The sequence below is a fragment of the Hymenobacter sp. BT18 genome (assembly GCF_012273015.1).
GTDB lineage: Bacteria > Bacteroidota > Bacteroidia > Cytophagales > Hymenobacteraceae > Hymenobacter > Hymenobacter lutimineralis.
Genome location: NZ_CP050954.1, coordinates 4,424,239 through 4,447,764, shown reverse-complemented (window position 1 = coordinate 4,447,764; position 23,526 = coordinate 4,424,239). Strand labels below are relative to the sequence as shown.

The window sequence follows — 23,526 nt, the reverse complement described above, 5'->3', positions numbered from 1 at the left end:
AGCCATCGGCCTGAGGTTAGGCGCACTTTGTGCTAACCTAAACGAGCTAGAAATGTAACTGGCAGAAGCAGTAGTCGGCGTTGGCCGTTTTCGCGCGTAGCTCCGCTGCCGATACGCCTCACCACAAAAACGCCAGCAGCGCCGCCTGAAATTTGCCCGGGTCTTCCAGGTGCGGAATGTGGCCTATGCCCGGCAGCGCAACCAGCTTGCTGCCTTTTATTTGCGCAGCCGTGCGGCGGCCCAGCTCGGGGTACTGGCCCATTGCGGCCAGGGTTTGGGGGTCTTTGATGAGGCCCTTTCCTACCACCGTGCGGTCGTCCTGGCCGATGATGAGCAGCGTAGGTACTTGCACCCGGCTGAACTCGTAGCTCACCGGCTGCTGGTAGATCATATCAAAGGTGAGGGCGTTGGCGCGGGCTACCTGCGGGAACTCGGGGTGGCGGGTCTGGGCCGCCAGGGGTAGCAGCCACTCGTCGTGAGCGGCGGGGTAGCCGTGCGGGTAGTAGGTAGCGTGGTACTTGCGGATGCTGGCCTCGGTGCTTTTCAACTCGGTGGCTTCGGCCTGGGCAATGGTCTGGTAGGGCACGCCCACGCGGTAGTCTTCCAGCCCGATGGGGTTTTCGAGCACCAGCTTTTCAGTGGCTTCCGGGTACATTAAGGCAAAGCGCGTGGCCAGCATCCCGCCCATGCTGTGCCCCACCATCACGGCCTTGCGCACGCCCAGCGTATCGAGCAGGCGGCGCGTGTTCTGGGCCAGTTGGTGAAAGGAGTAGTGAATATCCGGCTTGTCGGACTTGCCAAAGCCCACCTGATCGGGCACCACTACCCGGAACCCGGCAGCCGTCAGGGCCTTGATGGTCTCGCGCCAGTACGCCCCGAAGAAGTTTTTGCCGTGCAGCAGCACCACGGTGCGGCCATTGGCCTTGGCGGCTGCCGGTACGTCCATGTACGCCATGCGCACCGGTTTCGCCTCCAGCTTGAGTGGCAAGTAGCTTACCGGAAAAGGATACGCATAGCCGTCGAGCGTAGCGTTGAGCGAAGCAGGTACGGTGGAGGCAGGCTGGGCCAGGCAGGCCAGCGCGGCCAGGAAGCCAAAGCAGGTAAAGAGCAAGCGAAGCATAAGCGGGGAGCCAGACGGTACGCGAAGTTGTACGCGCCTCGCCCCTAAAAGTCAGCTGCTGCAGGGTTTTATGCCGGCCGCTCTTTGCGGGCGCGCAGCAGCAGCTCAATGGTGCGGGAGTCCTCGTCGCTCCAAATCACGCTTCGAACGTCCTCCAGGCGGAGCACCGTGTGCCCATCGGCCTCACCGTACTGCGTGTAGGCCTCCACCAGCAGCTCGTCATCGGTAAGGCGGGTTACGTAGCCAAACAGGTTGTGGTCCGTCAGCGTTTCGAGCTGCACGAGCTGGCGCACTTCCTGGGCGCGCTGGAGCAGCACAGGCACCGTCAGGTACTGCTGCTCCAGCCCATCGGGGGCCACGGCCACGCCGTAAACGGCTTCGGGGTTGTTTTCCTTGAACTCGATCAGACGCACGTACCGGTCGTCGAAATGCACCTGCGACACCTCGCCCAGGCTGAGCGTGCGCACCCCGGTGGGCAGGCCCTGGGGCGTGATGGTGCGCAGCAGGAGCAGCTCCGGGTTATGGCTCAGCACGTAGCCCAGGTACATGCCCCCGCTGGTTTGCAGGGACACTACCCGGCGGTTTCGCTGCGCGCGGTGCAGCAGATCAGTCAGCAACTCCCCCATGTCGTCAGGTCAGTTTCACACGTCATTATCTCCATTCTAGACTACTGCGGGGGGCCATTATCTGGTTTAGGCCCGCTGCAGGGTGGTCAGCACCTGCTTGGCCTCGCTCACGTGGTCGGTGGCGCGGTTTAGCGAGTTAAAAATATACTGCACAATTCCTTCCTGGTCAATAACAAATGTGACGCGACCAGGCAGAATACCCAGCAGGGCGCGGGGCACTTCGTAGAGCTTACGCACGCGCCCTCCCTCATCGGCCAGCAGCGGGAAGGGCAGCCGGTGCTTCTGGGTGAACTTCTGGTGGGACGCTTCCGAGTCGGAGCTGATGCCGACTACCTCGGCCCCCAGGTCCTGAAAGTCCTGGTACTGGTCGCGGAAGGAGCAGGCCTGCGCGGTGCAGCCGGGGGTGTCGTCTTTGGGGTAGAAGTACAGCACCACGGCCCGGCCCCGCTGCTCGGAAAGGCGGAAGGTAGTACCGTCGGTGGTTTTCAAAGTAAAGTCGGGGGCGGGCTGGCCTACGTGCAACATGGTATTCGCAAAGGAAAGTATTGGGAGAATCTGCTTTCAACCCGTTCCGGCGCGAAAGGTTGCCGCAGGCGCTGCATCTTTGCCAGCTCATCCGTTCCCTCCCCCGCCCCCATGGCCGTCATCGACGTTATCATTCCCGCCTACAACGAGCAGCATTCCATCGGGAAAGTGCTGGCCGAAATTCCGGCGGGCCTGGCGCGGGAGGTGGTGGTAGTCGACAATAACTCGACTGACAAAACCGGCGCCGCCGCGCAGGCCGCCGGGGCTACGGTGGTGCGGGAGCCCCGCCCCGGCTACGGCTTTGCCTGCTTGGCCGGCATGGCGCACTGCTTTGCGCGCCCCCTGGCTGAACAGGCAGACATCATCGTGTTTCTGGACGGGGATTATTCTGACTACCCGGAGGAAATGACCCAGCTGGTGGCCCCGCTGCTGGAAGGCCGCGCCGATTTAGTTATTGGTTCCCGGGCGCTGGGACAGCGCGAGGCGGGCTCCATGCTGCCCCAGCAGATCTTCGGCAACTGGCTGGCTACGTCCCTGCTGCGCACCCTCTACGGCGCGCAGTTCACCGACTTAGGGCCCTTCCGGGCAATCCGGCGGGAGGCCCTGCAACGTATCGGGATGCAGGACCAGACCTACGGCTGGACGGTGGAAATGCAGCTGAAGGCGGCCCGCCTGGGGCTGCGCAGCGTGGAAGTGCCGGTGCGCTACCGCCGCCGCATTGGCACCAGCAAGGTGTCAGGCACGGTGAAAGGCACACTGGGGGCCGGCTACAAAATCCTCTGGACCATCTTCCGCTACTGGCGGAGTTGAAGCCGGTTTTGCTAGCTTGCGCCCCCGCTGGCCGAAGCCTGCCCCCCGGAATCCTACAGCGAACCTTGAGTTCACCCAAAAGACTATTATCCACTGATCTACAGTATTTTATCAAGCAATCAACTAACTCACCAGCTTACTCAAAACAACACCCTCGCACCGCATGGAAGTTGCCCTAGTGATACTGTATGGCGGGTGCCTGCTTTTCATGCTGGGCTTCAGCCTTTCGCAGTTTCACCTCACGCAGCTGGCACGAAAGGCCTACCGCGCCACCCCCCTGCCCGCCCCCGCGCCGCCTGCCCGGTGGCCCCTGGTAACCGTGCAGCTGCCCGTCTACAACGAGCTGTTTGTGGTGGAGCGGCTGATTGATGCCGCCGCGGCCCTCAGGTACCCGGCCGGCCGCCTGCACATTCAGGTGCTGGATGATGGCACCGATGAATCGGTGGCCGTGGCGGCGGCGCGCGTGGACTTCTACCGCCACCAGGGCCTGCACATCGACCACGTGCGCCGGTCCTCCCGCGAGGGGTATAAGGCCGGGGCGCTGGCGCACGGCCTCACGCTCACCGAGGGCGAGTTCGTGGCCATCTTCGACGCGGACTTTGTGCCTCCACCCGATTTTCTGGAGCGCACCATTCCGTATTTTTCCCAGCCGGAGGTAGGCGTGGTCCAAACCCGCTGGGGCCATTTAAACCAAGGCTTTTCCCTGCTCACCGAGCTCCAGGCTTTTGCCCTGAACGCCCACTTTCTGGTGGAGCAGGTGGGCCGGGCCGCCGGCCAGCATTTTCTCAACTTCAACGGCACCGGGGGCGTGTGGCGCCGCGCCTGCATTGCCGATGCCGGCGGGTGGCACTCCGATACGCTCACCGAAGACCTCGACCTGAGCTACCGCGCTCAGCTGCGCGGCTGGCGCATTGCCTACCTGCCCGGCGTGGTAGCCCCCGCCGAGCTGCCCGCGGCCATGGACGCCGTGAAGTCGCAGCAGTTTCGCTGGAACAAGGGCGCCGCCGAAACGGCCCGCAAGCACCTGGGCCGAGTGCTGCGCTCCGACGAAACAGCCGCGACCAAGCTGCACGCGCTGTTCCACCTGCTCAACAGCAGCGTATTTGTGGTGGTGCTGCTCATGGCCCTGCTCAGCGTGCCCATGGTGTTTATCAAACACCATTCTCCGGCCCTGCGGCCCTTGTTCCAATTGGCCTCGGTGTTTCTGCTTACGCTGGTGCCTTTGGTGTATTACTACTACACGGCCTGGCAGCAGGAGCCGGCTACCACCTCCCGTAGGCTGGGCTTTGGCGGGCGGTTTCTTTTGTTTCTGGCCGTCTCCATGGGCTTTTCCTTGCACAATGCCCAAGCGGTAGTGCTGGGCTTGGCGGGCCGGCAGTCGGCGTTTGTGCGCACCCCCAAGCTAGGCGTGGTGGGTCGGCAAAGCGGTTGGCTGCGGCGGCGCTACCGCACTGGCTCTGTAAACCTATTCACGGCGCTGGAAGGGCTGCTGGCCTTGTATTTCTTGTTTGGGCTGGGCGTGGGCGTCTATTTCCGGGAGCTAGGGCTGGCTCCGTTTCACCTGCTGCTGACGGTAGGCTTCGGACTGGTGTTTTCCTACTCGGTGCGCCATAACGGCCAAGTTGCATGAGCACCCGCCGGACGGCGTGGCTGGGCACGGCCGTAGTGCTCAGCATGGGCGCACAGGTCGCTCTGGCCTACTACACGCCACGGGCGCATACTGCTCAGCTGCTGGGGCTGCTGGCACTTGCCTTTGCCGGCTACGCGGCCCTGCTGTGGGCGCGCGTGCCGCTCTGGCTGGGCCTGGGGGTGGCGCTGCTGCTGCGGCTGCTCTGGCTACCCGCTACGCCCGCCCTTTCCGACGACTACCACCGCTTCCGCTGGGACGGGATGCTGGTCGTACATGGCTACAACCCCTTCCGCTACCAACCCCGTGAGCTGGTGGCGGCGCGTCCTGCTACCCCGCTGCCACCGGCCCTGGCGCGGGAGCTGCGGGTCCTATATCCTTCCCTTAACTCGCCCCGCTACTACTCCGTTTACCCGCCCGTGTGCCAGGCGGCATTTGCCTTCGGGGCCTACCTGTTTCCCGCTTCAGCTACGGGTTTTATTTGGGTTATTCGCCTGCTGCTGCTGGCGGCGGAGGCCCTTACGGCCGGGTTGCTGCTACGGCTCCTAAGCGCCCTGCAGCTTCCCAAGACCCAGGCGCTGTGGTACCTGCTGCACCCGTTGGTACTCGTCGAGCTGACGGGCAACCTGCACTTCGAGGCCGTGGTTATTACGGGTCTGCTGGCGTCGGGCGCCTTGTTGGGACAGAGGCGCTGGCGGGCCTCGGCGGGGGTGCTGGGGCTGGCCGTAGCGACCAAGCTGCTGCCGCTGGTGGCCTTGCCCCTACTGGTTCGGCGCCTGGGCTGGCGACGCGCCGTGGGCTACGGGCTACTGTGCGGCCTGACGACGCTGCTGCTTTTTGCCCCCTTCCTGACTCCCGACCTGCTCCAACACATCGGGCAAAGCCTGGGGCTGTACTTTCGCACATTTGAGTTCAATGCCAGCCTTTACTACCTGTTGCGCGCCCTGGGCTACCTGTACTGGGGCTACAACAAAATTGCTTTGATTGGGCCTGGGCTGGCCTTACTGGCCGCGGTGGGCATGTTGGGCATAGCCTGGCGGGAAAAGCGCCCAACGGTGGCTACGCTGCCAGGCACGCTGCTGCTGCTGCTCACGCTGTATTACCTTATGGCTACCGTAGTACACCCGTGGTATCTGACGCCCCTGGTGGCCCTGAGCGTATTTACTCCGTACCGGTTTGCGTTGGTGTGGGGGGCCATGGCCGTGGTATCCTACGCCGCTTATCAGTTCAGCCCCTACGCCGAAAACCCTTGGCTGCTAGGCGTGGAATACGCCGTTGTGCTGCTGGCGCTGGTAGTGGAACAGCCCTGGAGGGCGGCTTTGGCCAGACTGGCTAAGAATTGACTATAGGCCCCTTAATGCTGCCAGTACGCGTAGCGCCGCACGGATTTCAGGTTCAGTGTGCGGCCGTCCCAGGTTTGCTGGCGGAGCAGCAGATTGGGGTAGGCTTTGGCAAACCAGTAAGTATTGGTCTTGGCGCTGTCCAGCTGTACCGTCACCTGCCAGGCGGGCTGCGCTAGCTCCTGGGCGGATGCTTCCACTTGAACACGCGCCTGATACAGTACCGGCGGGGTGGCTTTACTGGTTTGCTGCAGCTCGCAGATGGGCACGTTGAAGGCTCCGGGCTGGTCGAAGCGCAGGCTCCGCAAGGTGTAGGGCAGCGCATCCTCGAATAGCATAGCACCGGGCAGCGGCCGCGTGCCTTCCCCCTGCCCGTCCCAGTAGGAATTGTAGGTTAGCTGGTAGCCCGTTGCACTTGCCTGCACGGCTTTAAACGTGGTTCCGCACCACTCTTGCGAGGAAGTGGTGAGCTTGTGCAGGGCCGTAGGCTGCTCCCGCGGAAAGAAAAGAGAGGTAAGAAAGTGGTACGGGTAGTTGTCGGTCGGGATGCGGCAGAACTCGTTCACCTTCATCACCGGAAATAAGTCGGGCCGCTGGTAGTCGTCGGTTTTGACGTTGAATTGGCGATTGAAATCTTCCTTTACGGTAATCAGCGTGTACTCAAACTGCCGGGGCTTGTTGTAAATAACGCGCTCGGCCTCATAGGTAGCTACCTCGGCCAGCCCATCATCCCACCAAGCCCGCTGCGCCCAGCCGGCGTCGAAGTGTTGCGCTACTTCCGGGGCCAACCTGGGCGGTGCAGTCTGCGGAGACTGGGTGCAGGCGCCGGCCAGCAGCGCCGCTACCGGTACCAGGCATGTGCTGCCGTACCTCTTCAACCTTAAAAGCGCGTTTTCTTCGGGCATTTACGTAGGATAAGCGGGATTCAGGAGGACTGCTTCCAGCGGGCCAGGTCGGCGGCGGTATCTACATCGTGCAGTTCCGGGAGCAGGTGTACCCGCAGGCCCAGTTGGGTAGCGTCATGCAAGGTAGCATCCTGCACCGCCGAGGTGCTCCAGGGTTTCTGCCGGAAAAGCGCTGGGTACAGCTGCTTCATGCCCAAAAGGTAGTAACCGCCATCGGCGGCGGGGCCCAGCACCAGCTCGTGGGTTTCGAGGGCCTGCAGCGCCTCAGCCAGATGAGCAGTAGCTAGCCCCGGGCAGTCGGTGCCGATGATGAGCACCTGCCGGGCGCCAGCGTCAAACGCGTGGGCAAAAGCGGCTTCCATCTTAGCGCCCAAGTCGCCGGGCGGTTGGGGTAGTTGGTCGTACCCGGCCCAGTGGTCGGTACGGTCAGCGGCCGGACCGGGGGAAGCCAGCCAAACGGTTTTGTGCACCGCCAGCGGGGCCACTACGGCCCGGGTGTGGGCCAGCAGCTGCCGGTACACGGCCAGCGCCGCTTCGTCCCCAATGTCGGCTGCCAGGCGCGTTTTCACTTTCCCCAGCTCGGGGTAGCGCGCAAATACCAGCAGATGGGCGGCGGGCTTACTCATAGGCGGGAGTGCCACGCTTTAGCCAGGGCCGCCACAGCACCGAATAGGGGTGCACCTTCTCGGTAGGGCCCTGGGCGTTTACCACACCGTGTCCGTCGTTTACCCACTGAAACAGGCCGCCGTAGAGGTTGTGCACGTTCCGAAAGCCCTGTTCCCGCAGCCACGCGCCCACCTGCTCACTGCGGGCCCCCACCGAACAATACACCACTACCGGCTGGGTGCGAGCCAGGCCCTGTAGGTTCAGCTGCCGAAACGCGGTGAAGTCGACGAAGCGCGCCCCGGGCAAATGGCTTACCTGGTATTCGGCCGCCCCGCGGGTATCGAGCAGGAGTACTCCAGCCGGATTCTTGCGCAAGAGCTCTGCCAGCTCGCGGCTCTGGATGTAGGGAACAGTGGGCTTAAACAAAAGCCGCAGCATGTGGTCGTAAGCCGACATAGAAGTAGAGGAAGGCGCCGGCTCCCGCTGCTGGCCGCACGCCGATAGGGCGCAACCCAGCAGCACAACCAGCAACCGGATTTTTCGCCAGGCCGACGAGGCGGCCTTCGACAGCGGGTTCGGGGGAGAGTACATGCCCAGGAAAATTGCCGCTAGGTGGTAGCACCGCCGCAGCTGGAGCCGGCCCCCGCCGTGCACCCGTAGCAGTGCTGGTTGATGACGATAGACCGATCCTGGAGGCGTTGCTCGTTGAAGTCGCGGATGTGCTGCGGAGCCCGGGCATCCACGGGCAGCTCCAGCATTTGGTTGAAGTCGCAGTCGTAGAGCTGCCCATCCCAGCCAATGCTCAGGGTGCTGCGGCACATCACGTTGGCCGCCGCCACCGGGTTGTAGGCCGCCACCAGCTTCTCCATGTAGCTCTCGTAGTTGCCGCTTTCCAGCAGGTATTCCAGGAAGCGGCTCACGGGCAGGTTGGTAATGGTAAGCAGGCTGTTGAACACGATGCCGTGCTCCCGGCCCAGGCGCTGCTTGAACTCGCGCTCCAGACTGAGCTGATTTCCAGGCATAAACGCACCCGAGGGGTTGTACACCAAATCCAGCTCCAGCCCCGAGCCCTCCACCCCGTAGCCCACGGCGTTCAGCATTTTCAGTCCCCTGATGGAGCGCGCAAAAACGCCGTCCCCGCGCTGGGCATCGGTGCGGGCGGCCGAGAAGTGCGGCAACGAAGACACCACCCGGACCCGGTGGCGCGCAAAAAACTCCGGCAAGTCGTGGTACTTCGGGTTGGCCACGATGATGGTCAGGTTGCAGCGCACAATGGTCTGCCGCCCCAGGGCCGATATCTGCTCGACCAGCCACCGGAAGTCCGGGTTCATTTCGGGCGCGCCGCCCGTCAGGTCCACCACGCCGATATCCGTCTGAGCCAGGGCCGTCAGGCACTGCGCCATTGTTTCCCGCGTCATGATTTCGGTGCGGTCGGGTCCGGCATCCACGTGGCAGTGCCGGCAGGTCTGGTTGCACATCTTGCCCACGTTAATCTGCATCACAGCCAAGGACGTGGGGCGCAGGGGCAGCAGCCCGCTTTCCCGCAGCTGGTGCGCGAAAGGCGGCAGGTGGGCGCCCCCGGCTTCGGCCTGGGTCAGCACCGTCAGCTGGTAACCCGTATCGGCTAGTGGGGCCTGCCGGGCATGGAGAGACTTCATACGTAGTGAGTAGGCAGAATAAGCATAAGGAGGAAACAGGTGAAATGATTCAGATGCCTGGCATCATCCCCTGTTCATTTCCTCCCATCCCCTGGTATTACATACTGAGTTCCTTGGCCTTGTTCATCATCTGCACTCCGTGCACCAGCACGGCGCCACCCTTGATGGCGGCCGCCACGTGCACCGCCTCCATCATCTGGGCCTCGTCGGCACCTTTCTGGAGTGAATCGGTCGTGTAAGCGTCGATGCAATAGGGGCACTGCACAGCGTGGGCTACGGCCAGGGCAATCAGCGCCTTTTCGCGCTCCGTGAGGGCCCCTTCCTTAAACACCTCGGCGTAGTAGCCAAAGAACTTGTTGCCCATTTCGGCCTGCCACTCGGTGATGTTGCCAAATTTGGCCAAGTCGGCGGGGTTGTAGTAAGTAGATTTTTCCATGTCTTGCAGAAGTTGAGTGCGGGAAGCGTGGTAAGTAACAGGCAGGGGCGGCAATTGATTTCTTCCCTAGAAAGGATTGCGCCGCACCCGGATGCGCACTTCCTGCCCATCTTCGCTGGTCGTGGGCGTCACGTCAATCAGGTCGGCTTCGTCGTAATACCGCGCTACTCCCCGCACAATACCCACCGCCAGGGGCCCCATACGGCGGGCCGAAACGTAGTCGATAACCAGCTCGTGGACCGATAGGCGCGTGACGTTGAGCACCGGGGGCGCGTTCTGGCTGTGCTCCCGCCGCACCTGGGCGTGCATCGTCAGCTCCGTATGTTCCAGCATGTCCAGCGTGTTCCAGTGAGGCTGCAGCAGCTTTTGGTACATATACATCAGGTCGGGCACCAGGTATTCCCCAAACCGCTCCTGCAGCTCCGCCACGGGCAGGCCGGTCATGCCGGCAGCGGCCCCCACCAGCGCATCCATCTGCTCATCGGGGTACACGTCTTTGTGGCTGAAGTCACCGGACTCCAGGCCTGCAGCTTCCACCAGTCGCAACCAGGTGCTATGGTCGTACTGGGTCTGAACGTAACGCTTAAGAAGGGCGAAGATGGTGCCGTGCACAGGAGTAAGAAGAGGGTACGAGTCTACAATAACGCGACCCGCCGTCTATTTTCAACGCTGCCCACGAGGTAAAAGAGCGGGCTCCGAAGACGAAGCCCGCTCTTTCAGATCAGCCCGGCTGGCTTAAATGCTGCCCAGCACCGTCATCGTGCTCAGCGTGGGCGTGGGGCTGCCCCCGGCGTTTTCCACCGTTACGGCAAACGCCTGGGCGCTGGCAATGTCCTTCATCTGCTGCAGCGAGTCGCCGGTAGTAGCCTCCAGTGTGAGCACGCCAGCATCTACGGGCTTGCCTTTGTCGAGGGCCCAGAGCTGGTATTGCTTCCCGCTGGGCAGGGCCGGCAGGTGCCGCACGTCTACGTACACGGCGTGCGAGCTGGCGTTGTAGTACACGCGGGCCAGGGCATCGGGCGCGTTGGGTGTGCCTTTGAGGTCTACGGCCCGGAACTGCTCGCTGCGCAGAATCTCCAGCTGCCGGGCCCGGTCGTCGCGCTCCTTCAAGGCTGCCTGCTGGGTAGCCGCGTAGCGTGACTGCTCCGTGCGGGCCACCTCCAGGTTAGTTTCGGTTTCCTTCAGGCGGTTGTAGAGCAGGTAGTTGCCAATGGCGCTCAAAGTAAGTAGTGCCACGGCCGCTGCTACGAGCCAGCCAAATTTACTGGCTGAGGAAGGCGCCGAATCGATGGAACGTACTACCGCCTCCGGCTGGGGCGCGGGAGCTACCGGCGCGGTCACAGAGGCCACCAGGCGAGGTGCCTCGTCGGCGGCTGCCTGGCCATTGGGAGTGCGCACAGCCTGCTGCCAGCCCGCCAGCACCCGTTCCCGCATACCGGCGGGGGGAGTAGCGGCGTGGGCCGCCGCGTAGCCATCCAGCGCCAGCCGGATAACCTGCAACTCCTGCTGCACGGCCGGAAACTCCGCGGCCAGTTGTTCAACTTCCTGTTGTTCGCGAACCGTAAGCGTACCGAGTACGTACTGCTCCAGCACGCCCGATTCGATGTATTGCTGAATGTCCACGGCTAGCGAATCAATTTTGCGAGTACTTTGATGGCCGCCCGGGCCCGCGTCTTCACGGTGCCGAGCGGTAGGTCGAGTTCTTCTGCCACTTCACTTTGGGTATAGCCGCCGAAATACAGCAGGTCGATGATCTGCTTTTGCTCCGGATTTAGTTGGCGCGTGATTTCCTCCAACCCGATATGCTCGGGCTTGAACGCGGACGGAGCGGCCTGCCATTGGGCCGCGCTGTCTTCCAGCGGCTGTGTGCGAGTACCTACGCGGTACTGGCGCGAGCGGATTTTGTCGATGGCTAAATTCCGGCAGATATTCAGCACCCAGGTAAACAGGCGCCCTTTGCTGGCATCGTAGCTCAGAAAGGAGTGCCAGATCTTCACCAGGCTTTCCTGCAGCACGTCTTCGGCTATTTCCTCTTTCTTGACGATGCGGGCAATGACGCCGTAAAGGGCCGTGCCGTACTTATCGTAGAAGATGGTCATGGCCGCCTCGTCGCGGGCCCGCAGGCGCGCCACCAGCTGCTCTTCGGTTATGGCCGCTACCTCGGAAGTTTTTGATGTCACGAAGCTAAAAGTTGAAGTGACGAACCCAATGCCGATTTTCGGTCATCCGGCTCAAAAGTAGGAGTTCCTGCTCGTTTAACTGCTATTTTCCGCCCGCAACAAAACCACGGCTCCGGGTCGGGCGTTGAGCATACGCAGCCTTAACCAGCCAGTCGGCATTTTGTCCCGGCCCCGCGGCCTGCCAAAGGCTTTTCTTTCCGAACAGTTTCTGCGTCAATATGGCCATAGAATCCTATAACCCCTACACCGGGCGCGTGCTGCGCCGCTTTCGGGCTTTCAGCTGGGCGAAAACCGAACGTATTTTGGCCCAGGCCCACCGGGCCGCAGCCGAGTGGCGCACTACTTCGTTTGCCCACCGGGCCCGCCTGATGCACCGCGCCGCGGCCCTGCTGCGTGAGCGGCAGGACGAGTTGGCCCGCCTCATGGCCCTGGAAATGGGCAAGCCTATAGCAGATGGCCGCGCCGAAGTGCTGAAGTGCGCCCTCACCTGCGACTACTACGCCGAGCACGCCGAGCAGTTTCTGGCCGATGAGGAAATAAAAACGGAGGCCCAGCGCAGCTTTATTGCCCACGAGCCCATCGGAGTGGTGCTGGCCGTCATGCCCTGGAACTTCCCTTTCTGGCAGGTGGTGCGCTTCGCGGCCCCGGCCCTGATGGCGGGCAACGTGGGCCTGCTCAAACACGCTTCCAACGTGCCCCAGTGCGCCCTGGCTTTGGAGCAGGTGTTGCACGACGCTGGCTTCCCGCCGGCCACCTTCCGCACCCTGCTCATCGGCTCCGACCTGGTAGGCCGGCTGATTGAGGACGACCGGGTGCGGGCCGTGACGCTGACGGGCTCGGAGTCAGCCGGGGCTGAGGTGGCTGCCACGGCCGGCCGCGCCATTAAGAAAACGGTACTGGAGTTGGGGGGCTCCGATGCCTTCGTGGTGCTGGCCGACGCCGACGTGGCGCTGGCGGCCAAAACGGCGGCCCAGGCCCGCATGATTAACGCCGGGCAGAGCTGCATTGCGGCCAAGCGCTTCATCGTGGAGAAGCCCATCATCCGGGAATTTATTGCTCAGATGAAAACCCACCTGCTGGCCTTGCGCACCGGCGACCCGCTCGAAGAAACCACGCAGTTTGGCCCCCTCGCCCGCCCCGACCTCGCCGATGAGCTCACCCAACAGGTGGAAGACTCCGTGCGGCAGGGCGCGAAGGTGGAGCTCTACGGCGGTCAGAGCAAGCCTGGCACCGCCCTTTTCCGGCCCATGATGCTGTCCAACGTGAAGCCCGGCCAGCGCGCCTACAGCGAAGAGTTGTTCGGGCCCGTAGCCCTGATCCTGGAAGCCCAAGACGCCGACGACGCCATCCGCCTGGCCAACGACTCGCGCTTTGGCCTGGGAGCCGCCATCTGGACGAAGAGCGCGCAGCGCGGCGAGGAGCTGGCCCGGCGCATTGAAGCGGGGGCCGTATTCGTCAACAGCCTGGTGAAATCGTCGCCGGAAATGCCGTTTGGGGGCGTGAAGAAGTCGGGGTACGGACGGGAGCTTTCCCACCTTGGTATCAAGGAATTTGTCAACCAGAAGTCCATCTGGGTGGGCGGGGAGGCGCCCGTAGCCAAAAAGAAAGTTGAGTAAGCAGATCCACAGGTAGCGGCCTTACCGGGTCAACTCCCCGCTTTAGCGCTAACAGTACCCTAGGATTTTGTAAGTCAGGTAGCCGCTGATTTCGTGGAGCAGCCTAGTCCACTGCTCCAGGGCTTCAACCGAGGGAATAAGCCAGTAATCGGCCCAAAGACTGCGGTCGACGCTGTAGAAGGCGGCCGGAAAAGGTGTGACGGGCAAGCCAGCCTGCTCAAAGCAGCCAATGGCCCGGCGCTGGTGAAAAGCCGAGGTCACCAGCACCAACGACTTGATATCGGGGTGGCGGGCCAGCAGCTCCTTGGTGAACAGGGCGTTTTCGCGGGTGTTGTGGCTCCTATCCTCCAACAGCACCGCCGACCGTGGCACCCCAGCCAGTTGCAGCAACACCAGCAGTTCCGCCGCTTCGGTGCGCTGGCCTTTCCGTAGGAGCAGGCTGCCGGAGCCCCCGGAAATAATGATGCGCCGGATGCGCCCGGCCCGGTACAGCCAAAGGGTGTGCATCAGACGGTCGGCACCTTCGGTGAGGTATACCCGGTCGTGAGGGGAGTGGCGCTGGTTGGTGATGCCCGTCAGGAGGACGCCGGCATCGTGCGGCGGCACGGCCGAAAGCGGTACGGCGGGCAGCTCCCAGGCCCGCATGGCTTCGTTGGCCAACGCCAGGTTGGTCCCTACCAGCACCAAGGCCAGCAGCCCCCGGCGCCAGCGCCGCCGCCACTGGGGCCGCCAGTCAAATACGGCCGCCACGGCCAGCAGCACCAGCCACGCGGAGGGCAGCAGGGCAACGTACAGAAGTTTGGAAAGCACGAAGAACACGGCCGCGAAGCTACCGTGAAATGGTCTTCCCTGCTTCGCATGCCCCCCTCACCTACCGAAAAAACAGAAACAGCAGCGCCAAAGTAAGTACCACGGCCGCCAGGGCCACGAGGTCTTTGTGCAGGCGGGGCCGCACGCTAAGCTGCCTGGGGCTGGTAGTGGCGCAGCATTTCCAGCATGGCGCGCACTTGCGGCTCAGATGTGAGGGTGTCGCAGGTGAGCACCCGGCCCTGGCAATACGCCACGAAGAAGGGCGCAATCTTATCGGCCATCATTTTCTTGGCCACCGGATTCTGGTCGGAGTCGAGCCGCATAAAGAGGATATCCTCAAACTCGGCATCGTCGGCAAACTTGGCAAAGGCTGGAGCCAGCAGCTCACAAATGTCGCAGTTGCTGGAGGTGAACTTCACGAATACCTTCAAATGGTCGTGCACGTAGCGGCGCAGGCCTTCGTCGTTGGTATCCGTAATGCCCTGACGATTAGAAATGTTCATACAGCAACGATTTGAAAACGGCCCGCAACGGGCAGGACCACGCCGCAAGCAGACAATGCAAAGTCAGCAAGAATTCCCGCGCGGGCCAGTTTGATGCAAACGTGTGGGAATTCAGCAAGCTACAGACTGCGGGCCATCATTTGCCGGCTGTACTTCACCGGGGCGCTGCCGTAGCTAAGCAGTTGCTCGTGAAAGGCTTTCAGATTGAACTTCTGGCCCTGCCGCGTCCGGAGCTCATCGTGCAGATCCTGAATTTCGGTGGCGCCGGTGAAGTAGCTGCTCAGCTGCACCTGGCTGAGCGTGGCCCGCCGCCACTTGTTGCGGGCCTCGGCTTCTTCCTGAAATCCGTCGCGCAGGAGCATAGCCACGGCCTCTTGCTCGGGAATGTTGTCGACGTGCACGGCATGGTCTAGAATGGTGTTGAGCGTGACGCGCATGTTCCACTTATCCCACATCAGCCAGATTTCATCGGTGTTGCCGCCGTAGCCGCTTTCCAGCATCATACGCTCGGTATACACGGCCCAGCCTTCAATCATGGCTCCGTTGCCGAAAACCGACTTCACCAGGGACGGGCTGCGGTTGGCGTACACCAGCTGCGTGTAGTGGCCGGGAATGGCCTCGTGGATGTTCAGGATTTGCAGGGTATAGTCGTTGTATTCGCGCAGGTAGCTTTCGGCTTGGGCAGCGGGCTGCCCATCCAGGGGCTCCACGTTGTAGTAGGTGTTGGCGGCTTTGTCGTAAGGGCCGGGGGCCGAAATACTGGCGCCGGCTCCGCTGCCCCGCATATAGAGCGGCGTTTCCCGCACCACCAGAGGCTTGTCGGGGTCCTGGGTGAGCAGCTGGTGCTGATCCACCCACTGCACCAGGGTCGGGATCTGGTGCTTCACGGCCTGCACGAATCCGGCGGGCGTAGCGTGTTTCTCCGACAGCTTGCTGATCACCCGGCGCACCGTCAGCAGCGAGTCGGTGGGCGCGGGTTGGCCGGGAAAGTACTTGGGCCAGAGGCGGGCAGCGCGGGTTTTCATGTCGCGCAGCAGTTCTTGCTTGTGCACCAGGGCCTTTTGGTAGACCTCCTCGGCCGAGTTAGATGCCTGGATGTCGAGGGCAAACTTGCGGGTGAACAGGTTCTTGCCCAGGCGGAACGAGCGGAACTTGCCCGCTGGTAGCACATCCTGCCGCAAAAACCGCAGGTAGCTTTCAATGACGAGTTGCGTGGTGGCAATGCGCCCCAGCAGCTCCTTTTTCTCAGCAGCGCTAAGCCCCGATTTAGCTACCGAATCTTTGAGAGCCGGCCCGAAGACGGCCAGGCCACCCTCGTTTTGCAGAATGGCCAGTTGCGTGTGCTCCTTGGTTGGTTGCTTGATGTTGTCTTTGGCGGCTTCGTAGAAGTCGGCGGCGCGGTTTATTTTCTGGCTGATGGCCTGCAGGCGCCGGTCCAGAGGGTGGTAGCGGCCGTTCAGGATTTCGCCCACGGAAGCCCCCAGGTTGTAGTTGGCCGGGTTCCACTCCCAGTCGCGCAGGGTATCGGCGTAGAACCGGGCCGAGCTCAGGTGGTTTTCCAGCAGGTAGTAATCAGTTTGGTTATTTACCGACAGCTCCTTCACGCTAAAGGCCTGCAGCTCCTTGGTGCGGCGGGCCACAGCGGCGGCTTCCACCTGTCGGCGCGCCGGGTTAGGAATGAGCAGCACGGAGTCGTAGCGGTGGTAACCCTGGGAGCTGGCCCATTCGGGATTATAGTACCATAGTGAGTCGATGAAGCGCTGCTTGTAGGCATCGAAGGCCGCATCCGGGGTGGCTGCGGCTTTGGAAGACGAGGCAGAATCGGAAGAGCAGGCGCCAAGCGTGGTCAGGGCCAGGGCCGCGGCCAGAAGGTAAGAGTGGTTCATACGGATAAGCTACAGAGGCCACAAGGTAAGCGCCGGGGGCAGCACTTGGTACTTTCCCTGCACGTAACTATCGGCCCCAAGCGCGGCCGCAACAAGGGGGCTTCGTAAGGCGTCCGTTCGGGCCGGACGAGCGGCAGATTCCGGCGGCCAGCGGAAAGCTTGGGTTTCCGCGCTTACTTTACCTTCCCGCTTAACCAGCTCTACCCCGTGTTTGCCCGTCTTCGATTCGGTTTTTTTCTGGCGTTGCTCCTTTTGCTTTGGGGCGTGGGAGTGGCTGAGGCTGCGTTGCCTGGTGCCCCCGCTTCGCCGGCCGAACCCACCACGCGGCCAGTAGCCTACCATTTCGTGCTCACCAGCCTTCCTGCCAACACCCCCGCCGATGCAGCTTTGTACCTGGTGGGGTCGTTCAACAACTGGCAGCCAGCGGATGCCCGTTACCGGTTTCGCCGGCAGGCGAATGGGCTGTTTGCCCTTACCCTGCATACCCACCTACCCCGGCTCGAATACAAAGTGTCGCGGGGAAGCTGGGCATCCATTGAGGGCAGCGGGCGCGGGCAGGTGCGGGCCAACCGCGTCGTGACGCGCCAGCAAGCCCAGGCCGGCGACGTAGAAGTGCGGGTGCAAAGCTGGGAGGACCTCACGGCTACTTTTCAGTTCTACTCGCTCTACGATTTGCTTCTGCTGTTTTCGTGCTTCCAGGGCGGGTTGCTGCTAGTGGCTATTCCGAGTATCCAGCAAGCCAACCGGGCCGCCAACCGCTGGCTGCTGTGGCTGCTGGGGCTGAGCGCCGGTGCTACCCTGCTCACGGTAGTAAGCAGCGACCGGGCCGTGGCCAATGCCTACCCGCAGCTTACGCTGGTGCCCGACTTTATTTGGTTTCTCTACGGCCCGCTGTTCTACTGCTACATCCGAAGGCTGCTGTTTAATGAGGCCCAGTCGCGGCGCAAGTGGCTGTACTTCGTGCCCTCGGCCCTGCAGCTGCTGGGGTACCTGCCCTATTTTCTGCTCGACAGCTACGAGTTTCAGCTCCGGCTGGTCAGCCATGAGCCCATGCTACGCGGTGTGCTGCTGCTGACCGGGGTGGCGGCCCTGCTCACTAGCGGGGCCTACTGGCTGGCCTGCCGCCGCACCATCCAGGCCTATACCCGGCAGTACGAAGCCAGCGTATCGTACGCCCAGAACCTGCGTTACCTCTCCACGGTGCTGGGCATTCAGGCCGTATGCCTGGTATTGTGGGCTTTTCTGTTTGGGGTGGTGCTGGCCAGCCGCTGGGTAGCTTTCGACGTGTACTCCCTGGCGGCCCGCAACCTGGATTTGATCTGGCTGGTGTTTTCTACGCTGCCCTATTTCCTGGGCTACGTGGTCTTGCATCAGCCCCAGATTTTCCGGCTGGTGCCCGCTGCCGCCGCTCCTGAGCTGGAAGCGGCGGCAGCGTCTATCCTCAGCCCACCTACCCCCGCACCGCTTCCGGAAGTTGCGGCGGCTAAGGTGCCAGTTGCGGATCTGCCCGCCGCTCCGCGCCCGGCCCGCCCGCCCGGCGCCATGCCGGACCTCGCTGCCGCCCAGGCCGCCGTGACCAGCTACATGCGGCAGAACAAGCCCTACCTCAACCCCAGCCTCACAATTCATGAGCTGGCCGGGGGTGTGCAGTTGCCGCCGCACGTGCTGTCTAAAGTCATCAACGAGGGCTTCGGCCAGAACTTCTTCGACTTTGTGAATGCCTACCGGGTGGAGGAGTTTAAGCAGCTGATGGCCACGCCGCGCGCCCAGCAGTACACCCTGCTGGCCCTGGCCCTGGAAGTGGGCTTCAACTCGAAGTCGGCCTTCAACCGCGCCTTCAAAAAGCAAACCGACCAAACCCCGCGCGAGTATTTCAGCGGCATCCGCGAGGAGTAGAGTCGGGCACAAAGTCCCACTTTCGGAAAAGGGGCCTGATTATTTAGCAGCTAAGCATTTTTATATCAGCCAGTTAATTTATTGACACTGGACACATAGGGGCGGCGTAGCAAAGTGGGGCGAGCCCGGGCAGGCAGAAGTTGATGTTTACCAAACCAATTCGGCGCGGCCCTGGCTGGCCGAGGCGGGACGTACTCATTTTCCCACTTGGCGGCCATTGGTGCCGCCTTGCTATTCCCCATTTTCATGCCCTTTCCCAAACTGCTCTTTGTGCTGCTACTCGTCAGCAGCCACCTCACTGCCTTGGCTACGGCCCCCGCGCCCCGCACCCCACCCATCACCCGCATCGACCCCACGTTCTGGTGGGTGGGCATGAAAAACCCCCAGCTGCAGCTGCTGGTGCACGGCCCCGGTATTGCCAGCAGCCAGGTACAGCTGGCCACCTATGAAGGTGTGACGCTGGACGGGTTTCAGAAGCTGGAAAGTCCCAACTATCTGCTCGTCAACCTCACCATCAGCCCCACCGCCAGGCCCGGCAAGCTCAAGCTGGAGTTCAAGGGGGCAAAGAAAGCGACCTACGAATATGAGCTGCGCCAGCGCACTACGCCCGGCGACAAAACCAAAGTGCAGGGCATCAGCAGTGCCGACTTCATTTACCTGCTCATGCCCGACCGGTTTGCCAACGGCGACCCCAGCAACGACGTGGTGAAAGGCAACCGCGCCCCCGGCCTGGCCCGCGACTCCATGTACGCCCGCCACGGCGGCGACCTGCGGGGTATTGAGCAGCACTTCGACTACCTCAAGGACTTGGGCGTGACGGCCATCTGGCCGACCCCGGTGGTTGACAATAACATGCCCAGGACCGGCTACCACGGCTACGCCCTCACCGATTACTACCAGGTAGACCCGCACTACGGTACCAATGAGGACTACGTGCGCTTTGTGCAGCGGGCCCACCAGCAGGGCTTCAAGGTGATTCACGACGTGGTGCTCAACCACATCGGCAGCTACCACTACCTCTGGCTCGACCAGCCGGCCAAAGACTGGTTTCACCAGTGGCCCCAGTTCACGCGCGGCAACTACCGCAACGGCACGGTAAACGACCCGCACGGGGCCGCCCAGGACCGCACGCTCTTCAGCACCACCTGGTTTGATACGACCATGCCCGACCTAGCCCAGGAAAACCCGCTAGTAGCCACTTACCTCATCCAGAATTTCTTGTGGTGGGTGGAGTACACGGGCCTGGATGGCTACCGCGTGGATACCTACACCTATTCCGACCCGGGGTTTCTGATGCAGTGGGGACAGGCCATTCTGGCGGAATACCCGCAGCTGGGCATGTTTGGCGAAACCTGGATGCAGGAAACCGAGGGCGTAGCTCAGCAGGCTTTCTGGACGCGCAACGTGTTTCCGCCCGTGGGCGGCTTTAAAAGCAACCTGCCCGGGGCCATCGACTTTATTTTGCGCCAGGCCCTGCTCGAAAGCCTGACCAAACCCACCGGGTACGCCGAGGGCGTGGCCAAGCTCTACTACGCCGTGCAGGGCGACTGGATGTACGAGGATGCCAGCCGCAACGTCATTTTCCTGGATAACCACGACGTAGACCGGGTATTTTCGGTGCTGGGCGAGGACGTGCGCAAGCAGAAAATGGCCCTGGCCTGGCTGCTTACTGAGCGGGGCATTCCGCAGCTGTACTACGGCACCGAGGTGCTGATGAAGAACTTCAGCCGCCCCGACGGGCTGTTGCGGGAAGACTTCCCCGGTGGCTGGGCTACCGACCCGAAAAATGCCTTCACAGCGGCGGGCCGCACCCCGGCTCAGCAGGACATGCACGCCTACGTGCGCAAGCTGGCCAACTACCGCAAAACCCACCCGGTGCTGCAAACCGGCCAGCTCACCCACTTCATCCCGGAAGATGGCGTGTATACGTATTTCCGCCACGATGCCCAGGGCCGCGCGGTGCTGGTGATGCTGAACTGCAACGCCACCGCCAAAACAGTTTCGCTCCAGCGCTTTGCCGAACGCCTGCAGGGCTATACCTCGGCCCAGGACGTGCTGACGGATGCCGTGGTGCCGAACCTGCAAACGGCCAACGTGCCGGCTTACACCGCGTTGGTATGGGAGCTGCGCTAAGTACATTGGTTGGCCTGCTGCGGTTTTCCATCACCTTCTTCTTTGCTCTGTGATGCACACCCTCATCCTGGGAGGTACTACCTTCGACCATATCGTAACGCTGCCCGAGCTGCCGGGCCCGCAGCCGCAGACCATTCACCGGGCGCCCTTCCATGAAGGCACGGGCTCCACCGGGGCCGGCAAAGCCCTGCCTCTAACCAGGCTGGGCGTACCCAATGTGCTGTACTCGGCCGTGGGCGACGATGCCTACGGCCACCACATCCAGGCCGATTTGCTGGCGCAGGGCGTAACAGCGCACTACGTAACGGACCCAGCCGGCACCGAGCGGCACGTGAACCTGATGGATGCCCAGGGCCAGCGGATTTCTATGTTCATTACCCAGGCCTCCCCTACGCTGCCCTTCGACCACGCCGTAGTGGCGGGCCTACTCAAGACCAGCGGGTGCGTGGTGCTGAACATCATTCCGTACTGCCTGCCGCTGATTCCGCTATTACAGGACTATCCGCATCCCATCTGGACCGACCTGCACGACTACGACGGCCACAACCCCTACCACCAGCCCTTTATTGCCGCGGCCCAGTACCTCCACCTCAGCTCCGACAACCTACTGGACTACCGCTCCGTGATGGAGCAGCTGCGGGCGGTTGGTAAGCGCCTGGTGGTGTGCACCCACGGTGCGGCGGGGGCTACCCTGCTTACGGCTGAAGGCCAGTGGCTGGAGCAGGCCGCCGTGCCTGCCCCCGCCGTGGTCGACAGCAACGGGGCCGGCGACAATTTCTTTGCCGGCTTCCTCTACGGTTTTCTGCGCGAGGAGCCCTTGCAAAAATGCCTGCAGTACGGCGCCTTATGCGGAAGCTGGTGCGTGGGTGCCTTGGGTTTGGTAGACGCGCAGCTGAGCAGTTCCCGGCTGGAGGAAGCCTGGCGCCAACACTTCGGCCCTGCCTAGTACAACGGAGCTGCCTCCATTCACCGGTGCCCACAGTGCCGCCTCCTGGGTGGGGTTGTGGGCACCGGTATTTCGTAGCCGCACAGCCTAATCAGGCACTAAGCGCCCTGCCGGGCGTTATTTTCCGGCAGATACTTCGTAAGTAAACCATTGATTTTCATAACTATCCTTCATTCATCCTACAGAATACTTACTTTTTTTTCTAAGGCAGGCATCCTTTTCCCGGTTGGCTGACTCTTAATTCTCAGTAACCCGTTCTGATTGCCCTTTTCTGAGCTATGCTTAAGTCATTTCCTTCCGATTGCGCTTCCCTCGAACAGCAAATGCAGCTGGTTTCCCGCATTGTGCGGGTCTGGATGGTTGTGGGCGCCGGCCTGCTTACCCTGGCCATCTTCGTGTAGCGCCCGTGGCGGTGGGGCTGTTACTTTTGCAGCGTCCAAACCCCCTTCTGCGTGATGCGCTTTTTCCTGCTCCCGGTTGCCCTGCTGCTCAGTGCAGCCGCTGCCTGCTCCTCCCAGCCCGCCGAAACGGCCGACCGGCCTGAACTTCCGGCTGCGCAAAGCCAAATGGCCCCGGCTACTGTACGGGAAACCTTTGAGCAGGGCCAGAAAGGCTCTTACGCGGAGGGCGACGAAACGCTGGCTTCCGGCTCCTGGCACTTTACCGAGGCCCTGATCGGCTCCGCCGACCAGGACCACAAGCGCGGCAAGCAGGCCGTGCGCCTCCGGGCCCAGGGCCGCTTGCGCATGAACTTCGATGCCCCGGCCGGCCTGCGCCGCATTCAGGTGAGTGCCGCCGCCTACGGCTTGGATGCCGCCAGCACCTGGGAGCTGTGGGGCAGCGTGGACGGGGGCCGTACGTACCGGCGCATGGGGCAACCCGTGCGCACCCAGGGTCCCCGCTTGGTCACCACATCGTTTGAGGGAACTACCTCCACGCCCCTGCGCCTGGAAATCCGCAAAACCGACGCTGGCACCGCCCGCCTCAACATCGACGATGTCGTCCTCAGCGCTACGCCCGCCCCCGGTGGCATAGCCGGCAATACCAACCCTGCTCCCCCGGTTAGCTCCCGCGCCGGAACGTCTGCGCTGCCGCCTGCCCAAACAGCCCAGGCCGAAGCCATTGTGACGCGCCGGGACGAAAACCTGGCCTTGGGCAACCCCAGCGGCGCAACGGCCAGCCTGGCTACTCCTACCAACTACCTGCTGGTGAAGCCCCAGTACACGCTCAGCTACAACGCCCAGCGCGGTACACCCACCTGGGTGAGCTGGCACCTCAACCGGGCCTGGATGGGCGAAGCCCCGCGGCAGGACGACTTCCGCCCCGACCCTGCCCTTCCCCGCGAGTTTTACCAGGTGACGCCCCGCTCGTATGCGGGCTCGGGCTTCGACCGGGGCCACAACTGTCCCTCGGCCGACCGGACCACGGACCTGGATGACAACTCCGCCACGTTCCTGATGACGAACATGATACCTCAGGCCGGCCACAACAACCAGCGCACCTGGAGCGGGCTGGAAGAATGGACCCGGACCCAGGTGGCCCAGGGGCAGGAGGTATACGTAGTCATGGGCAGCTACGGCAAAGGCGGCACCGGCACGGCCGGCCCCCGCACCACCCTCGATAACGGCCGGGTAACCGTGCCCGCCCGGGTGTGGAAGGTGCTGGTGATATTACCCGAAGGCAGCAACGACCTGCAGCGCATTGCGGCGGGCCAGGCCCGCGTGGTAGCCGTCGACACTCCCAACGACCAGGAAGTAAGCCCCGACTGGAGCCGCTACCGCGTGAGTGTGGATGCCATTGAAGCCGCCACGGGCCTCGATCTGCTAAGTGCTCTGCCCCGCACCTGGCAGGAACAGGCCGAAGCCCGCGTTGATACTGGTGTTATTCGGTAGCCATTTTGAAC

23 protein-coding genes are annotated in these 23,526 nt (G+C 62.6%); 9 read left to right on the top strand and 14 right to left on the bottom strand.

Features of this window, described 5'->3' with window-relative positions; translation table 11 throughout:
* Positions 1-118 precede the first annotated feature (118 nt).
* From HER32_RS19060 to HER32_RS19050, 3 genes are all read right to left on the bottom strand, one after another.
* Positions 119-1,120 carry an alpha/beta fold hydrolase gene (locus tag HER32_RS19060; protein WP_168683017.1) on the bottom strand — a complete coding sequence of 334 codons (1,002 nt, stop codon included), beginning with the start codon at positions 1,118-1,120 and terminating at the stop codon, positions 119-121.
* Positions 1,121-1,188: 68 nt separating this feature from the next.
* Entirely contained in the window at positions 1,189-1,746 is a 558-nt protein-coding gene (locus tag HER32_RS19055; RefSeq protein ID WP_149071722.1) for a hypothetical protein, read from the bottom strand.
* Positions 1,747-1,812: 66 nt separating this feature from the next.
* Positions 1,813-2,271 carry a peroxiredoxin gene (locus tag HER32_RS19050; protein WP_149071723.1) on the bottom strand — a complete coding sequence of 153 codons (459 nt, stop codon included), beginning with the start codon at positions 2,269-2,271 and terminating at the stop codon, positions 1,813-1,815.
* A gap of 111 nt (positions 2,272-2,382) precedes the next feature.
* Here HER32_RS19050 and HER32_RS19045 point away from each other — a divergent pair, with 111 nt between their 5' ends.
* The 3 genes from HER32_RS19045 (at position 2,383) to HER32_RS19035 (ending at position 6,051) form a co-directional block, all read left to right on the top strand.
* Positions 2,383-3,081, top strand: a complete 699-nt coding sequence (locus HER32_RS19045; RefSeq protein ID WP_168683016.1) for a glycosyltransferase family 2 protein — start codon at positions 2,383-2,385, stop codon at positions 3,079-3,081.
* Between the two features lie 163 nt (positions 3,082-3,244).
* Positions 3,245-4,711 (top strand): cellulose synthase family protein, encoded by a 1,467-nt coding sequence (locus HER32_RS19040; RefSeq protein ID WP_168683015.1) that lies wholly within the window; start codon positions 3,245-3,247, stop codon positions 4,709-4,711.
* Positions 4,708-6,051, top strand: coding sequence for a glycosyltransferase 87 family protein (locus tag HER32_RS19035; RefSeq protein WP_168683014.1), 1,344 nt, complete (start codon positions 4,708-4,710; stop codon positions 6,049-6,051). Before HER32_RS19040 ends, HER32_RS19035 begins: the two co-directional genes overlap by 4 nt.
* An 11-nt stretch (positions 6,052-6,062) precedes the next feature.
* Here HER32_RS19035 and HER32_RS19030 read toward each other — a convergent pair whose 3' ends face one another.
* The 8 genes from HER32_RS19030 to HER32_RS18995 all read right to left on the bottom strand — a co-directional run bounded on the left by HER32_RS19030 (position 6,063) and on the right by HER32_RS18995 (position 11,833).
* Positions 6,063-6,836 (bottom strand): hypothetical protein, encoded by a 774-nt coding sequence (locus HER32_RS19030; protein ID WP_232066314.1) that lies wholly within the window; start codon positions 6,834-6,836, stop codon positions 6,063-6,065.
* A 137-nt stretch (positions 6,837-6,973) separates the two neighbouring features.
* The gene (locus HER32_RS19025) at positions 6,974-7,579 is read right to left on the bottom strand and encodes a TIGR04282 family arsenosugar biosynthesis glycosyltransferase (RefSeq protein WP_168683013.1); all 606 of its coding nucleotides are present in this window, start codon (positions 7,577-7,579) and stop codon (positions 6,974-6,976) included.
* Positions 7,572-8,150: a rhodanese-like domain-containing protein gene (locus tag HER32_RS19020; RefSeq protein WP_168683012.1), complete on the bottom strand. Its 579-nt coding sequence runs from the start codon at positions 8,148-8,150 to the stop codon at positions 7,572-7,574. Before HER32_RS19020 ends, HER32_RS19025 begins: the two co-directional genes overlap by 8 nt.
* Positions 8,151-8,167: 17 nt before the next feature.
* A complete protein-coding gene (gene arsS / locus HER32_RS19015; protein WP_168683011.1) occupies positions 8,168-9,217 on the bottom strand; it encodes an arsenosugar biosynthesis radical SAM (seleno)protein ArsS in 1,050 nt (349 codons plus the stop codon).
* Positions 9,218-9,314: 97 nt separating this feature from the next.
* On the bottom strand, positions 9,315-9,653 hold the full coding sequence (locus tag HER32_RS19010; protein WP_168683010.1) for an arsenosugar biosynthesis-associated peroxidase-like protein: 339 nt from the start codon (positions 9,651-9,653) through the stop codon (positions 9,315-9,317).
* Positions 9,654-9,719: 66 nt separating this feature from the next.
* Positions 9,720-10,265, bottom strand: coding sequence for a heme NO-binding domain-containing protein (locus HER32_RS19005; RefSeq protein ID WP_168683009.1), 546 nt, complete (start codon positions 10,263-10,265; stop codon positions 9,720-9,722).
* 123 nt (positions 10,266-10,388) lie between these two features.
* The gene (locus HER32_RS19000) at positions 10,389-11,276 is read right to left on the bottom strand and encodes an anti-sigma factor domain-containing protein (RefSeq protein ID WP_168683008.1); all 888 of its coding nucleotides are present in this window, start codon (positions 11,274-11,276) and stop codon (positions 10,389-10,391) included.
* A 2-nt stretch (positions 11,277-11,278) separates the two neighbouring features.
* Positions 11,279-11,833 (bottom strand): RNA polymerase sigma factor, encoded by a 555-nt coding sequence (locus tag HER32_RS18995; protein ID WP_232066313.1) that lies wholly within the window; start codon positions 11,831-11,833, stop codon positions 11,279-11,281.
* A 218-nt stretch (positions 11,834-12,051) separates the two neighbouring features.
* Here HER32_RS18995 and HER32_RS18990 point away from each other — a divergent pair, with 218 nt between their 5' ends.
* Positions 12,052-13,449: an NAD-dependent succinate-semialdehyde dehydrogenase gene (locus HER32_RS18990; RefSeq protein WP_168683007.1), complete on the top strand. Its 1,398-nt coding sequence runs from the start codon at positions 12,052-12,054 to the stop codon at positions 13,447-13,449.
* Positions 13,450-13,497: 48 nt separating this feature from the next.
* Here HER32_RS18990 and HER32_RS18985 read toward each other — a convergent pair whose 3' ends face one another.
* The 3 genes from HER32_RS18985 to HER32_RS18975 all read right to left on the bottom strand — a co-directional run bounded on the left by HER32_RS18985 (position 13,498) and on the right by HER32_RS18975 (position 16,648).
* Positions 13,498-14,259: a YdcF family protein gene (locus tag HER32_RS18985; RefSeq protein ID WP_149071733.1), complete on the bottom strand. Its 762-nt coding sequence runs from the start codon at positions 14,257-14,259 to the stop codon at positions 13,498-13,500.
* 146 nt (positions 14,260-14,405) lie between these two features.
* Positions 14,406-14,762: a thioredoxin family protein gene (locus tag HER32_RS18980; RefSeq protein WP_149071734.1), complete on the bottom strand. Its 357-nt coding sequence runs from the start codon at positions 14,760-14,762 to the stop codon at positions 14,406-14,408.
* A gap of 119 nt (positions 14,763-14,881) precedes the next feature.
* A complete protein-coding gene (locus HER32_RS18975) occupies positions 14,882-16,648 on the bottom strand; it encodes a DUF885 domain-containing protein (protein ID WP_168683006.1) in 1,767 nt (588 codons plus the stop codon).
* Between the two features lie 243 nt (positions 16,649-16,891).
* Here HER32_RS18975 and HER32_RS18970 point away from each other — a divergent pair, with 243 nt between their 5' ends.
* The 5 genes from HER32_RS18970 (at position 16,892) to HER32_RS18955 (ending at position 23,515) form a co-directional block, all read left to right on the top strand.
* On the top strand, positions 16,892-18,544 hold the full coding sequence (locus HER32_RS18970; protein WP_168683005.1) for a helix-turn-helix domain-containing protein: 1,653 nt from the start codon (positions 16,892-16,894) through the stop codon (positions 18,542-18,544).
* 246 nt (positions 18,545-18,790) lie between these two features.
* Positions 18,791-20,677, top strand: a complete 1,887-nt coding sequence (locus HER32_RS18965; protein WP_168683004.1) for a glycoside hydrolase family 13 protein — start codon at positions 18,791-18,793, stop codon at positions 20,675-20,677.
* A 52-nt stretch (positions 20,678-20,729) separates the two neighbouring features.
* On the top strand, positions 20,730-21,623 hold the full coding sequence (locus HER32_RS18960; protein ID WP_168683003.1) for a carbohydrate kinase family protein: 894 nt from the start codon (positions 20,730-20,732) through the stop codon (positions 21,621-21,623).
* 278 nt (positions 21,624-21,901) lie between these two features.
* The gene (locus HER32_RS20340; RefSeq protein ID WP_262384007.1) at positions 21,902-22,024 is read left to right on the top strand and encodes a hypothetical protein; all 123 of its coding nucleotides are present in this window, start codon (positions 21,902-21,904) and stop codon (positions 22,022-22,024) included.
* A 54-nt stretch (positions 22,025-22,078) separates the two neighbouring features.
* On the top strand, positions 22,079-23,515 hold the full coding sequence (locus HER32_RS18955) for a DNA/RNA non-specific endonuclease (RefSeq protein ID WP_232066498.1): 1,437 nt from the start codon (positions 22,079-22,081) through the stop codon (positions 23,513-23,515).
* The last annotated feature ends 11 nt before the right edge of the window (positions 23,516-23,526 follow it).

Excerpts from the sequence above, each read along its gene's own strand:
- HER32_RS19050 (WP_149071723.1), bottom strand. The coding sequence starts at position 2,271 with ATGTTGCACGTAGGCCAGCCCGCCCCCGACTTTACTTTGAAAACCACC.
- HER32_RS20340 (WP_262384007.1), top strand. The coding sequence starts at position 21,902 with ATGCTTAAGTCATTTCCTTCCGATTGCGCTTCCCTCGAACAGCAAATG.
- HER32_RS19010 (WP_168683010.1), bottom strand. The coding sequence starts at position 9,653 with ATGGAAAAATCTACTTACTACAACCCCGCCGACTTGGCCAAATTTGGC.
- HER32_RS19025 (WP_168683013.1), bottom strand. The coding sequence starts at position 7,579 with ATGAGTAAGCCCGCCGCCCATCTGCTGGTATTTGCGCGCTACCCCGAG.
- arsS (WP_168683011.1), bottom strand. The coding sequence starts at position 9,217 with ATGAAGTCTCTCCATGCCCGGCAGGCCCCACTAGCCGATACGGGTTAC.
- HER32_RS19055 (WP_149071722.1), bottom strand. The coding sequence starts at position 1,746 with ATGGGGGAGTTGCTGACTGATCTGCTGCACCGCGCGCAGCGAAACCGC.
- HER32_RS18960 (WP_168683003.1), top strand. The coding sequence starts at position 20,730 with ATGCACACCCTCATCCTGGGAGGTACTACCTTCGACCATATCGTAACG.
- HER32_RS18955 (WP_232066498.1), top strand. The coding sequence starts at position 22,079 with ATGCGCTTTTTCCTGCTCCCGGTTGCCCTGCTGCTCAGTGCAGCCGCT.
- HER32_RS18965 (WP_168683004.1), top strand. The coding sequence starts at position 18,791 with ATGCCCTTTCCCAAACTGCTCTTTGTGCTGCTACTCGTCAGCAGCCAC.
- HER32_RS18980 (WP_149071734.1), bottom strand. The coding sequence starts at position 14,762 with ATGAACATTTCTAATCGTCAGGGCATTACGGATACCAACGACGAAGGC.
- HER32_RS19035 (WP_168683014.1), top strand. The coding sequence starts at position 4,708 with ATGAGCACCCGCCGGACGGCGTGGCTGGGCACGGCCGTAGTGCTCAGC.
- HER32_RS19060 (WP_168683017.1), bottom strand. The coding sequence starts at position 1,120 with ATGCTTCGCTTGCTCTTTACCTGCTTTGGCTTCCTGGCCGCGCTGGCC.
- HER32_RS19040 (WP_168683015.1), top strand. The coding sequence starts at position 3,245 with ATGGAAGTTGCCCTAGTGATACTGTATGGCGGGTGCCTGCTTTTCATG.
- HER32_RS18975 (WP_168683006.1), bottom strand. The coding sequence starts at position 16,648 with ATGAACCACTCTTACCTTCTGGCCGCGGCCCTGGCCCTGACCACGCTT.
- HER32_RS18990 (WP_168683007.1), top strand. The coding sequence starts at position 12,052 with ATGGCCATAGAATCCTATAACCCCTACACCGGGCGCGTGCTGCGCCGC.
- HER32_RS19045 (WP_168683016.1), top strand. The coding sequence starts at position 2,383 with ATGGCCGTCATCGACGTTATCATTCCCGCCTACAACGAGCAGCATTCC.
- HER32_RS19020 (WP_168683012.1), bottom strand. The coding sequence starts at position 8,150 with ATGTACTCTCCCCCGAACCCGCTGTCGAAGGCCGCCTCGTCGGCCTGG.